Source organism: Streptomyces sp. AgN23, assembly GCF_001598115.1.
GTDB lineage: Bacteria > Actinomycetota > Actinomycetes > Streptomycetales > Streptomycetaceae > Streptomyces > Streptomyces antimycoticus.
In genome coordinates this window covers 4977687-4992077 of sequence record NZ_CP007153.1, presented here as the reverse complement: position 1 = coordinate 4992077, position 14391 = coordinate 4977687, and the positions used below count along the sequence as shown (strand labels likewise).

The window sequence follows — 14391 nt, the reverse complement described above, 5'->3', positions numbered from 1 at the left end:
GAAGCGTGAAGGCTGTTCAGCCGACCGTCTCCTTTCTCCCATCGAATGTGGAGTGAGTGCATGTCTCTCCCGCAGGGTGTTCGATTCCGCTTGACCGACGGCCAGCGGGGAATCTGGTACGCCGTCCAGGGCGACTCCGCCAATCCGCTCTTCGGCCTGGCGGAGCGGGTGGACATCCAGGGCCCCGTCGACACCGGGCTGTTCGAGGCCGCCCTGCGGCGGGTGGTGGACGAGACCGAGGCCCTGCGGGTGTCCTTCGGCGAGGACGCCGACGGCCCCTACCAGGTGGTGGCGCCCGCACTCGACTGGCCGTTCCACCTCGTGGACGTGTCCGGACAGGACGATCCGGAAGCCGCCGTGCGCGACTGGACGTCGGCCGACCAGAGGCGTCCGGTGGACCTCTCCGCCGGACCGCTGTTCACCTTCGCGCTGTTCCGGCTCGCCGAGCACCGGTACGTCTGGTACCAGCGCCATCACCACATCGCGCTGGACGGCCTGAGCGTGGGCATGGTCGCCCGTCGGGTCGCCGCCGTGTACTCGGCCGCCTCGGCGGGGCAGCCGTGTCCGGAGTCCGGCCACGGCGGTCTGCGGGAGCTCATCGAGGCCGACGCCGCGTACGGCGGGTCCGAGGAGATCGCCGGCGACCGGCGGTACTGGGCCGAGCAGTTGGCCGAACGCCCCGAGGCGCATGGCCTGACCGCACAGCCCACCCGCTATCCGGACGGCCCGCTGCTGCGGGTCGTGTCCACGCTGGAGCCCGCCGCCGTCGAGTCGATCCGGTCGCTGGCCCGCGAGGCCGGTACGGCCTGGCCGACGGTGGCCGTCGCCGCCCAGGCGCTGTATCTGCACCGGGTCACCGGCCGCAGCGATGTCGTCCTCGCCCTCCCGGTCGCGGCCCGCCCCGGCGGCGACGCCGCCAACGTGCCCGGCATGGTGTCCAACCTCGTGCCGCTGCGGCTGTCCGTACGGCCCGGGGACACCGTCGCCGAACTGCTGGGCCAGGTCTCCCGGCGGATGCGCGGCGCCCTGCGCCACCAGCGCTACCGCTACGAGGAGCTGCGCCGCGACGTCGGCGCGCTGGCCGACGGCAGGCGCCTGGTCGGCCCGCGCGTCAACATCATCATGTTCGACTACGACCTGGACTTCGGCGGCCACCCGGGCGTGGTGCACAACCTGACCATCGGCCACGACGACGATCTGACCGTCGTCGTGGACAACCGGGCGGGTGACGGCGGGCTGCGGGTGGAACTCAACGCCAGCCCCGAGCTGTACTCCGCCGCCGAGGTGGAGCGCCACGGCGAGCGGCTGACCGGACTGATGCGCGCCCTGGGCGCCGGTGCGCCGGACCGGGCGCTCGGAGCGCTGGACATCGCCACCGAGGCCGAGCGCCGGCAGGTGCTGGCGGACTTCGACGGCGACGCGGCCCAGACCGCCACCGCCACCCTCGCCGAGCTGTTCGAGGCGCGGGTGCGGGAGTGCCCCGAGGCGGGGGCGGTGTCCCTGGGCGCGGACACGCTGACCTACGCCGAGCTGAACACGCGGGCGAACGCGCTGGCCCGGCTGCTGGTCGCGCGGGGCGCGGGGCCCGGCCGGTTCGTGGGCCTGGTGCTGCCCCGCTCGATCGACCTGGTGGTGGCGCTGCTGGCGGTGGTGAAGTCGGGCGCCGCCTATGTGCCCATCGACCCCGCGTATCCGGCGGACCGCATCGCGTACACCATCTCCGATGTGGACCTGACCCTGCTGGTCACGGACACCCGGGTCGAGGTGGCGCTCCCGGAGGGCGTGGAGCGGGTGGTGCTGGGCGACGAGGAGGTGCGGGCCGGGCTCGCCGCCCTGCCCGGCACCGATCTGACCGACGCCGACCGGCCCTCGCCCCTGCTGCCGGTGGCCCCCGCGTACGTCATCTACACCTCCGGTTCCACCGGGCGCCCCAAGGGCGTGGTGGTCTCCCACCGGAACGTGGTCCGGCTGTTCGCCGCTACCCGCCGGTGGTTCCCCTTCGGCGCCGACGAGGTGTGGACCCTGTTCCACTCCTACGCCTTCGACTTCTCGGTGTGGGAGCTGTGGGGGCCGCTGCTGCACGGCGGGCGGCTCGTGGTGGTCCCGTTCGAGGTGTCGCGGTCGCCGGAGCGCTTCCTGCGGCTGCTGGCGGACGAGCGGGTGACCTTCCTCAACCAGACCCCGTCGGCGTTCTACCAGCTCGCGGGCGCCGACCGGGAGGATCCGGCGACCGGCGACCGGCTGGCGCTGCGCCATGTGGTCTTCGGCGGCGAGGCGCTGGACCTGGGGCGGCTGGCCGACTGGTACGAACGGCACGGCGCGGGCGCCCCCTGCGCACCGCTGCTGGTCAACATGTACGGCATCACCGAGACCACGGTGCACGTCAGCTATCTCGCCCTGGACGCCGAACTCGCCGCCTCGGACGCCGGTTCGCTGATCGGCCGGGGCATCCCCGATCTGCGGGTGCGGGTGCTGGACGGCGCGCTGCGCCCGGCGCCCCCGGGCGTGGCCGGGGAGATGTATGTGGCGGGCGCCGGTGTCGCGCAGGGCTATCTGAAGCGGCCCGGCCTGAGCGCCTGCCGGTTCGTGGCCGACCCGTTCGCGGGCGACGGCAGCCGGATGTACCGCACCGGCGACCTGGCGCGCTGGAACGCCGACGGGCTGCTGGAATACCTGGGCCGCGCCGACGACCAGGTGAAGATCCGCGGATTCCGGATCGAGACCGGCGAGATCGCGGCCGCGCTGTCGGCCTGCCAGGGCGTCGCCGACTGCGCCGTGGTCGCCCGGGACGACCGGGGCGGTGAGCGGCGGCTGGTGGCGTATGTGGTGCCGCGGGCCCCCGGCGAGGCGCTGGATTCCGGGCTGCTGCGCAAGAAGCTCGGCGAGTCGCTGCCGGACTACATGCTGCCCGCCGCGTTCGTCACCCTGCCCGCGCTGCCCCTGACCCCCAGCGGCAAGCTCGACGCGCGGGCGCTGCCGGAGCCCGAGGTGGCCGGCGGGGCGGCCGGACGCGACGCCCGCACCCCGGGCGAGCAGGTGCTCGCCGGGCTGTTCGCCGAGGTGCTCGGCGTGCCCCGGGTCGGGGTGGACGACAACTTCTTCGCCCTCGGCGGCCATTCGCTGGCCGCCACCCGGCTCGCCGGCCGGGCCCGCTCCGTGCTCGGCGTGGAACTCGCCGTGCACGAGGTGTTCGACCGGCCCACCGTAGCCGCGCTCGCCGAACTGCTGGACACCGCGAGTGCCGCGCGGACCGCGCTGGTCCCGGTGGACCGGCCCGACCCGATGCCGCTGTCGTTCGCCCAGGCCCGGCTGTGGTTCCTCGACCGGCTCGACGGACCCAACCCCACGTACAACATCCCCTTCCTGCTGCGGATGTCCGGCGAGCTGGACGTCGCGGCGCTGCGGGCGGCGCTGCGCGATGTGCTGCTGCGGCACGAGAGCCTGCGCACCGTCTTCCCCGACACGGCGGGTGAGCCCCGGCAGCACCTGGTGGCCGCCGTCGAGCTGCCGCCGCTGCCGTACGCGTCCGAGGTCACCGCCGCGGACCTGCCCGCCGCCCTCGCGGCCGCCGCGAGCCACAGCTTCCGGCTCGCCGGCGAACTGCCGCTGCGCGCCGAGCTGTTCCACCTCGGCGGCGGCGAGCATGTGCTGTCCGTCGTCGTCCACCACATCGCCGGGGACGGCTGGTCCCTGGCGCCGCTGGTGCGCGATCTGTCGGCCGCCTACACCGCCCGCTGCGACGGCCGGGCCCCCGGCTGGGAGCCGCTGCCGGTCACCTACGCCGACTACACCCTGTGGCAGCGGTCGCTGCTGGGCGAGGACTCCGACGAGACCAGCCCGCTGGCCCGTCAGCTGGCGTACTGGAAGAGCGCGCTGACCGGTCTCCCCGAGGAACTGGCCCTCCCCACCGACCGGCCGCGGCCCGCCGTGGCGAGCCACCGCGGCGCCGTACTGGACTGCGAGATCGGCCCCGAACTCCACCGTGAGCTGCTCGCCGTCGCCCACGCCGGCGGCGCCAGCGTGTTCATGGTGCTCCAGGCGGCGCTGGCCGTGCTGCTGTCCAAGCTCGGCGCGGGCGACGACATCCCGGTCGGCAGCCCGATCGCCGGGCGGACCGACGAGGCCCTGGACGACATGGTCGGGTTCTTCGTCAACACGCTGGTGCTGCGCACCGACACCTCCGGGCGGCCGACGTTCACCGACCTCGTGGACCGGGTCCGCCGGGCCGACCTGGCGGCCTACGCGCATCAGGACGTGCCGTTCGAGCGGCTGGTCGAGGTGCTCAACCCGGACCGCTCGCGGTCCCGGCACCCGCTGTTCCAGATCCTGCTGAGCATGCAGGACCACCCGGACCGCACACTGGACCTGCCCGGTCTGACCGCCTCGGTGGCCCCGGGCGACCTCACCATCGCCAAGTTCGACCTGCAATTCGACTTCAGCGAGCGCCGGGACGAGGCCGGAGCGCCCGCCGGGATCGGCGGGCAGGTGTTGTACGCCACCGATCTGTACGACGCCGAGACCGTCGGCCGGATGGTGCGGCGGTTCCTGAAGGTGCTGGAGTCGGCCGTCGCGCGGCCCGGGACGAGCATCGCCGAGATCGACGTCCTGGCACCCGAGGAGACCCGCCGGCTGGCCGTGGAGTGGGCCGGTCCGGTCCGCGAGGTGCCCGCGCTCACCGGCTCGGTGCCCGCCCGGTTCGCCGAGCGGGTGGCCGCCGCCCCGGACGCGACCGCGCTCCTCGCCGCGGACGGCACCGAGATCAGCTACCGGGAGCTGGAGGCGCGCGCCAACCGGCTCGCGCACCGGCTGCTCGCCGTGGGCGCCGGCCCGGAGGCGCGGGTGGCCGTGCTCCAGCAGCGCTCGGTGGAGCTCGTCGTCTCCCTGCTCGCCGTGCTCAAGGCCGGTGCCGCGTACGTGCCGCTGGACTCGCGCGCCCCGCAGAGCCGCTGGGAGCAGGTGATGGAGCGGACCGAACCGTCGGTGCTGCTCGTCGACCGGGCCCAGCCGGAGCTGGAGTTCGGCCACCGGGCCACCATCGTCGCGGTGGACGGCGACCTCGATGACCTCGCCGCACAGCCGGACCAGCCCCCCGCGGTGGCCGTCCAGCCCGAGCGGCTCGCGTATGTGATGTTCACCTCCGGCTCGACGGGCCGCCCCAAGGGCGTCGCGGTCACCCACCGCGATCTGCTGGCGTTCGCCCTGGACGGCTGTTTCGCCGCCGACGCCCACCGCCGGGTGCTGCTGCACGCGCCGCACGCCTTCGACGCCGCCAACTACGAGCTGTGGGTGCCGCTGCTCACCGGCGGCACGGTGGTCATCGCCCCGCCGCAGGACCTGGACGTCCGCACCCTGCGCCGGATGATCGCCGAGCACGGCATCACCGGACTGCACCTGACCGCCGGGCTGTTCCGCGTCGTGGCCGAGAACGACCTGGACTGCCTGACCGGTGTGCGGGAGCTGCTGGCCGGCGGCGACATCGTGCCCGGTACGGCGGTGCGTGCCCTGCTCGAGCGCTTCCCCGGCATGGTGTTCAAGGACACCTACGGCCCGACCGAGACCACCTCCTTCGCCACCTTCCACCGGGTGACCTCCGCCGACCGGGTGCCCGACGTGGTACCGATCGGTGCCCCGCTGGACAACACCCGGGCCCAGGTCCTGGACGGCCAGTTGCGCCGGGTGCCGCCGGGCGTGGTCGGCGAGCTGTACCTCGCCGGCGAGGGGCTGGCGCGCGGCTACTGGCGGGCGCCCGCGCTCAGCGCGGAGCGGTTCGTCGCCGACCCGTACGGTCCGGCGGGCAGCCGGATGTACCGGGTGGGCGACCTCGCCCGCTGGACCGAGCAGGGGGTGCTGGAGTTCGCCGGCCGCGCCGACGACCAGGTGAAGATCCGGGGCTTTAGGATCGAACCCGGTGAGGTCGAGGCCGCGGTCGCCCGCCGGCCCGGTGTCGCCTCCGCCGCCGTGGTCGTGCGCGAGGACCGCCCCGGGGACAAGCGGCTGGTCGCCTACGCGGTGCCCGCCCCGGGCCACCGCCTCGATGCGACCGCGCTGCGCGACCAGCTCGCCGAGGAGCTGCCCGACTACCTGGTGCCCTCCGCCGTACTGGCCCTGGACACCCTTCCGCTCACCCCCAACGGCAAGCTCGACCGCACGGCGCTGCCGGAGCCGGAGCTCACCGGCGAGGGAGCGGGCAGGCCGCCGCGGACCCCGCAGGAGCAGGTGCTGTGCGGACTCTTCGCCGAGATCCTCGAACTGGCCTCGGTATCGGTGGACGACAACTTCTTCTCCCTGGGCGGGCACTCCCTGCTCGCCACCCGGCTGGTGCTGCGCATCCAGGCCGTCCTGGGGGTCGATGTGGCGGTGCGCGACCTGTTCGACGCGCCGACCGTCGCCGAGATGGCCCGGCTGGTCGACCGGGCCACCGGGGCGCGCGCCCCGCTGACGCCCCGGGAGCGCCCCGAGGCGGTGCCGCTGGCGTACCCGCAGCGCGGACTGTGGTTCATCAACCAGCTGGACCACGCGGACGGCACCTACAACCTGGGTGTGTCGCTGCGCTTCACCGGACGGCTGGACCGCGGCGCGCTCTACACCGCGCTGCACGACGTCATCGCCCGCCACGAGAGCCTGCGCACCCTCTTCCCCGACCGCGACGGTGTGCCCTCCCAGGTCGTGCTGGACGCCGACGAGGCCCAGGCCGAGATCCGGGTCTCCGAAGTGGCCGAGGAGCGGCTGGACGAGGCGCTGTCGAAGGTGGCGCGGCGCGGTTTCGACCTCGGCGCCGAACTGCCGATCCGCGCGGACCTGCTGGTGCTGAGCCCCACCGAGCACGTGTTCCTGATCGTGGTGCACCACATCGTCGCCGACGGCTGGTCCTTCGGCCCGCTGGTGGACGACCTGGTCGCCGCCTACACCGCGCGGCGCACCGGATCCGCCCCCACCTGGCGGCCGCTGCCGGTGCAGTACGCGGACTACACGCTGTGGCAGGCCGAGCTGCTGGGCGCCGAGGACGACCCGGACAGCCTGCTCGGCGGTCAGCTGGACTACTGGAAGCGGACCCTGGCGGGTCTGCCCGAGCAGCTGGAGCTGCCCACCGACCGGCCCCGCCCGGCGGTGCTGGGCAACGACGGCGACCGGCTGCCGCTGTCCCTGAGCCCCGAGCTGCATGCCGCGCTGACCGACATCGCCCGCTCCAGCGGCGCCAGCCTCTTCATGGTGGTGCAGGCGGCCCTGGTCGGGCTGCTGTCCCGGCTGGGCGCGGGCGAGGACATCCCGATCGGCACGGCCATCGCGGGCCGCAACGACGAGTCCCTGGTGGACGGCATCGGCTTCTTCGTCAACACGCTGGTGCTGCGCAACGACGTGTCGGGCGATCCGACCTTCCGGCAGCTGGTGGAGCGGGTCCGGGAAGCGGACCTGGCCGCCTACGCCCACCAGGAGGTGCCGTTCGACCTGCTGGTGGAGACCCTGAGCCCGGACCGGTCGCTCTCCCGGCATCCGCTGTTCCAGACCATGCTGACCTTCGAGAACATCCCCGAGCTGAAGCTGCGCTTCCCCGGTCTGGACACCCGGCTGCACCCCGCCAACAACCGCACGGCCAAGTTCGACCTCGACTTCGCCATCGGCGAGACCTTCGACGCGGGCGGCGCCCCGGCCGGGATGACCGGCACGCTGGTCTACAACACCGACCTGTATGACCGGGCCGGTGCGCAGACGCTGGCCGACCGGTTCGTACGCCTCCTGGAGACGGTGGCGGCCAACCCGGCCGTCCGCGTCACGGAGATCGACCTGCTCTCCGAGGCGGAGCGCCGGCGGGTGCTGGTGGAGTGGAACGGGGACGCGGCCGGTGAGGTCGTGGCCACCCTTCCGGAGCTGTTCGAGGCGCGGGTGCGGGAGTGTCCCGGTGCGCGGGCGGTGTCCCTGGGCGGGGACGGGCTGACGTACCGGGAGCTGAACGAGCGGGCCAACGCGCTGGCGCGGTTGCTGGTCGAGAAGGGCGCGGGGCCGGGCCGGTTCGTGGGTCTGGTGCTGCCGCGGTCGGTGGATCTGGTGGTGGCGCTGCTGGCGGTGGTGAAGTCGGGTGCCGCGTATGTGCCGATCGACCCCTCCTATCCGGCGGACCGTATCGCCTACACGGTCTCGGACGTGGACCTGGCGCTCGTGGTGACGGACACCCGGGTCGAGGTGCCGCTGCCGGAGGGCGTGGCGCGGGTGGTGCTGGGCGATGAGGCGGTCGCGGGCCGGCTCGCCGGGCTGCCGGGCACGGACCTGACGGACGCCGAGCGGATCGCGCCGCTCGTACCGGGAGCACCCGCGTACGTGATCTACACGTCGGGTTCGACGGGGCGTCCCAAGGGCGTGGTGGTCTCGCACGGCAATGTGGTGCGGCTCTTCGAGCACACGCGGCAGTGGTTCGCGTTCGGCCCGGACGAGGTGTGGACGCTGTTCCACTCCTACGCGTTCGACTTCTCGGTGTGGGAGCTGTGGGGGCCGCTGCTGCACGGCGGTCGGCTCGTGGTGGTGCCGTTCGACGTGTCCCGTGCGCCGGAGCGCTTCCTGCGGCTGCTGGCGGACGAGCGGGTGACCTTCCTCAACCAGACGCCATCGGCCTTCTACCAGCTCGTCCACGCCGACCGGGAGGACCCGGCGACCGGCGACCGGCTGGCGCTGCGCCATGTGGTCTTCGGCGGCGAGGCGCTTGATCTGGGGCGGCTGACGGATTGGTACGAACGGCACGGTGCGGGCGCCGCCTGCGCCCCGCTGCTGGTGAACATGTACGGCATCACCGAGACCACGGTCCACGTCAGCCATCTGCCGCTGAACGCGGAACTGGCGGCCTCCGGCGCGGGCTCGCTCATCGGCCGGGGCCTTCCGGACCTGCGGATCTATGTGCTGGACGGTGCGCTGCGCCCGGTGCCCCCAGGGGTGCCGGGGGAGATGTACGTGGCCGGTGGCGGCGTGGCGCAGGGGTATCTGAAGCGGCCGGGGCTGAGCGCGTCGCGGTTCGTGGCCGATCCGTTCGCCGGTGATGGCGCGCGCATGTACCGGACCGGTGATCTGGCCCGCTGGACCGCGGACGGGCTGCTGGAGTATCTGGGCCGGGCGGATGACCAGGTGAAGATCCGGGGCTTCCGGATCGAGACCGGCGAGATCGCCGCCGTGCTCTCCGCCTGCCAGGGCGTGGCCGACTGCGCTGTGGTAGCCCGCGACGACCGGAGCGGCGAACGCCGGCTGGTCGCCTATGTGGTGCCGCAGGACCCGGATGAGGCACCGGAACCGGGCCCGCTGCGCGACACGCTCGCCGCGTCGCTGCCCGACTACATGCTGCCGTCCGCGTTCGTGGTGCTGGAGGCACTGCCCTTGAACGCCAGCGGCAAGCTCGACCGCACGGCGCTGCCCGCCCCGGAGTACGCGCCTGCGTCGGCGGGCCGCGCGGCGGGCACACCCCGCGAGGAGATCCTCTGCGGTCTGTTCGCCGATGTGCTCGGCGTGCCCGCGGTCGGCGTGGACGACAACTTCTTCGACCTGGGCGGCCATTCGCTGCTGGCGGCAAGGATCGTCAACCGGATCCGTTCGGTGCTGGCCGTCGAGCTGTCGGTCCGCACGCTCTTCGAGGCCCCGACCGTGGCGGCGCTGGCGAGGGCCCTGGACGGGGAGGCGGCCGCGCGGCTGCCGCTGACCGCCCGCGAGCGGCCCGAGGTGCTCCCGCTCTCGTCCGCCCAGCGCAGGCTGTGGTTCCTGGGCCGGATGGAGGGGCCGAGCGCCACCTACAACGTGCCGGTGGTGCTCCGGTTGTCCGGGGCGCTGGACCGGGCGGCGCTGGAGCTGGCGCTGTCCGATCTGATCGGCCGGCACGAGAGTCTGCGCACGGTCTTCCCCGAGACCGACGGCTCGCCCCGGCAGCAGGTCTGGGACCCGGACGCGGTGCGCGTTCCGCTGACCGTGGTGGAGACGGCCGAGGCCGCGCTGCCGGAGCTGCTCCGGGCGACCGTCACCCGGGGTTTCGACCTGACCGTTCAGCTCCCGGTGCGCACCACCTTGTTCGTGCTCGGCGAGAGCGAGTACGTCCTGGCCGTGGTGATCCATCACATCGCCACCGACGGCTGGTCCACGGCGCCGCTGGTGCGCGACCTGTCGGCCGCCTACGCCGCCCGCTGCGACGGCCGGGCCCCGGCCTGGGCGCCGCTGCCCCTGAGCTACGCCGACTACACCCTCTGGCAGCGCGACCACCTCGGCGACGAGGACGACCCGCGGAGCCTGGCCGCCCGTCAGCTGGCGTACTGGCGCCAGGCGCTCGCCGGGCTGCCGGACGAGCTGACCCTGCCCACCGACCGGCCCCGGCCGGCCGTGGCCGGGCACCGCGGCCGCACCCTGGACTTCGCGATCGAACCCGGGCTGCACGACCGGCTCACCGCGCTGGCCCGGGCCCGCGGGGTCAGCACCTTCATGGTGCTGCAGTCGGCGCTGGCCCTGCTGCTGACCAAACTGGGCGCCGGAGAGGACATCCCGGTCGGCAGCCCCATCGCCGGGCGCTCCGACCAGGCCCTGGAGGACCTGATCGGCGTCTTCCTGAACACGCTGGTGCTGCGTACCGACACCTCGGGCGACCCGACGTTCGACCAGCTGCTGGACCGGGTGCGGCGCACCGCGCTGGACGCCTACGCCCACCAGGACCTGCCGTTCGAGCGGCTGGTGGAGGTGGTCGACCCGGAGCGGTCGCTGGCCCGGCATCCGCTGTTCCAGGTCATGCTGATGGTCCAGAACATGCCGGCCGCCGAGACCGCGCTGGGCGGGCTGGCCCTGCGGCCCGAACTGGTCGACCTGGGCGTCGCCAAGGTCGATCTGAGCTTCGCCTTCGGTGAACGGCCGGAGCGGCCGGGCGCGCTGTCCGGCGTCTGCGAGTACAGCACCGAGCTGTTCGACGAGGACAGCGTGGAGACGCTGGTCCGGCGGCTGGTCCAGGTGCTGGAGGCGGTCACCGGTGATCCGGGGCTGCGGGTCAGCGAGGTCGATGTGCTGTCGGCGGCCGAGCGCGAGCGGGTGCTGGTGGAGTGGAACGACACCGCGCGGCCGCTGCCCGCGCGCCGGGTCCATGAGCTGTACGGGGCGCGGGCCGCCCGTACGCCGTCGGCCGTCGCGGTGGTCTCCGGCGGTGTCGAGCTGACCTACGCCCAGCTGGACGAGCGGGCGAACCGGCTCGCCACGCTGCTGACCGCCCGCGGGGTGGGCCCCGAGCGCCTGGTGGCCGTGGCGATGCCGCGCTCCGCGGACCTGCTCGTCGCCCTGCTGGCCGTGCTCAAGACCGGGGCGGCCTATCTGCCGCTGGACCCGGACCACCCGAAGGACCGGATCGGCTACACCCTCCAGGACGCCCGCCCCGCGCTGGCACTGGTCACCTCCGGCACCGCGCCGCTGCTCACGGCGGGCGGCGGGGACGGCGATGGGGAGGCGGCTGCCACCGGTGATGCGATGGGCGGTGGCGTACCGGCTCTGGTGCTGGACGACCCGGCCACCGTCGCCGAGCTGGCGGCGGCGCCCACGGCCGCGCCCGGTGTGGTGTGCTCGCCGGACCACCCGGCGTATGTCATCTACACCTCCGGTTCGACCGGCCGCCCCAAGGGCGTGGTCGTCCCGCACGGCGCGCTGAGCAACTTCCTGGACGACATGGCCGAGCGGTTCCGCCTCGGCCCCGCCGACCGGCTGCTCGCGGTCACCACGGTGTCGTTCGACATCGCGGCGCTGGAGCTCTATCTGCCGCTGCTGTGCGGCGCGGGCGTGGTGATCGCCGACCGGGACACCGTGCGCGACCCGGCCGCGCTGCTGCGGATGGCCGAGGACACCGGGGCGGGCATCGTCCAGGCGACGCCGTCGCTGTGGCAGGCCATGGTCACCGCGTCGCCGGAGGCGTTGCGCGGGCTGCGGGTGCTGGTCGGCGGTGAGGCGCTGCCGGAGGCCCTGGCCGCGCGGCTGCGTACGTCGGCCGCCGGGCTGACCAATCTCTACGGGCCGACCGAGACCACCATCTGGTCGACGGCCGCGGACCTGACGGACGGCCACGGCGTGCCCTCGATCGGCACTCCGATCGCCAACACCCAGGTCTATGTGCTGGACGATCGACTGCGGCCGGTCGCCCCCGGGGTGCCGGGCGAGCTGTACATCGCCGGCGCGGGCGTCGTGCGGGGCTACCACAACCGGCCCGCGTTGACCGCGGAGCGGTTCGTGGCCTGCCCGTTCGGCGGCCCCGGCGAGCGCATGTACCGCACGGGCGACATCGTGCGCCGGACCGCCGACGGCCGGCTGGAGTTCTCGGGCCGGGCCGACCACCAGGTGAAGGTGCGCGGCTTCCGGATCGAGCTCGGGGAGATCGAGACGGTGCTGACCGCCCATGAGGCGGTCGGCCAGGCCGTGGCGCTCGCCCGCGCCGACCAGGGCGAGGCCGCGCGTCTGGTCGCCTATGTGGTGCCGCGGACCCCCGGTGAGGAGCTGGATCCCGGACTGCTGCGCACGAAGCTCGGCGAGTCGCTGCCGGAGTACATGATCCCGTCCGCGTTCGTGGTCCTGGACCGGCTGCCGCTCACCCCGAACGGCAAGCTGGACCGCAAGGCGCTGCCCGCGCCGAGCTTCGGCGCGGCGGCCGGTTCCCGGCCCCCGCGGAACCCGGTCGAGGAGGCGCTGTGCGCGGTCTTCGCCGAGGTGCTCCGGCTGTCCTCGGTCGGCATCGACGACAGCTTCTTCGAACTGGGCGGCGACAGCATCGTGTCGATGCAGCTCATCGCCCGCGCCCGCGCGGCGGGTCTGGTCCTCGCCGTCAACGACGTCTTCGAGCACAAGACGGTGGCCGGGCTCGCCGCGGTGGCGGAGGTGCTCGACGACGCGGTCTCCCGTGAACCGGACAACCCCGTCGGCGAGTTCGCCCCCACGCCGATCATGCACTGGCTGCGTGAGCGCGGTGGTGCGATCGACTCCTTCGGTCAGCCGATGCTCGTCCGGACCCCGGCGGGCCTGGACCTGCCGACGCTCACCACCGCGCTTCAGGCGCTGCACGACCGGCACGATGTGCTGCGCGCCCGGCTGGGCGAGGACGACGAGGGGGGCTGGCGGCTGAGCGTGCCACCGGCCGGGGCGGTGTCCTGCGCGGATCGCGTCCGCCGGGTCGGCATCGCCGAAGCCGCGGCCGGGGACCTCGCCCCGCTGCTCGACCGCGCCCTCACCGAGGCCAGCGCGGAACTGGCGCCCCGGGACGGCGAGATGGTGCGCGCGGTGTGGTTCGACGGTGGTCCCGGACAGCCGGGACGGCTGCTGCTCGTCGCCCACCACCTGGTGGTCGACGGGGTGTCCTGGCGGATCCTGCTGCGGGACCTCGCCGACATCGCGACGGCCCTCGCCGCCGGACGGGAGCCCGAGCTCCCCCCGGTGGGCACCTCGGTGCGCCGGTGGAGCGAACGGCTGGCGGCCGAGGTGCGCAGGCCGGAACGGCGGGCGGAACTGCCGCTGTGGACGGAGATCCTGTCCGTCCCGGACGTCCGGCTCGGCGCCCCGGACACCCCGTCAGGCGGGGCCACCTCGGCCCCCGGGCACGACCCGGCCGGACCGGTCGCCCGCGTCACCATGACGCTGCCGGCCGCACGGACCGCGCCGCTGCTCGACCAGGTGCCGTCGGTGTTCCACTGCGGTGTGGACGACGTGCTGCTGAGCGCGCTGGCGCTGGCGATCGCCGACCGGCGCCGCCGGCTGGGCTCGACGGCCACCTCGGTGCTGGTCGCCGTGGAGGGGCACGGCCGGGACGAGAGTGTCGGGGGCGTGGATCTGTCCCGCACGGTGGGCTGGTTCACCAGCCTCCACCCGGTGCGGCTGGACCCCGGCCAGGTGCAGTGGGGCGACCTGTGGTCGGGCGGCCCGGCCACCGGGCGGGTGGTCAAGCGGATCAAGGAACAGCTGCGCGCGGTGCCCGGCACCGGGATCGGCTACGGCCTGCTGCGCCATCTGGACCGGGAGACGGCCGCACAGCTGGTCGGGTCGGCCGTGCCGCGGATCGGGTTCAACTATCTGGGCCGGGTCGAGTTCCACGACGGGCCCGGGGGCGACTGGCGCCCGGCCTCGGAGGCACTCGGGCTCGACCTCGGCGCCGACGGTCCGCTCACCCCGTACGGACTGGAGCTGAACGCCGTCACCATCGACCGCCCCGGTGGCCCGGAGCTGATGGTGACGTGGAGCTACGCCCAGGACGTGCTGTCCGAGGCGGAGGTACGGGAGGTCGGCGAGGCGTGGCTGCGCGCCCTGGAGGGGATGGCGCTCCATGCGGCCGGACCCGGCGCGGGCGGTCACACCCCCTCGGACCTCGCCCTGTCGAATCTGGAGCAGGAGGAGATCGAGTTGCTGGAGGACGAGTGGTGAAGC

At 74.0% G+C, this 14391-nt stretch carries 1 protein-coding gene; it reads left to right on the top strand.

Features of this window, described 5'->3' with window-relative positions; all coding sequences use genetic code 11:
• Positions 1–90: 90 nt before the first annotated feature.
• The gene (locus AS97_RS21365) at positions 91–14388 is read left to right on the top strand and encodes a non-ribosomal peptide synthetase (protein ID WP_210565470.1); all 14298 of its coding nucleotides are present in this window, start codon (positions 91–93) and stop codon (positions 14386–14388) included.
• Positions 14389–14391: the final 3 nt, after the last annotated feature.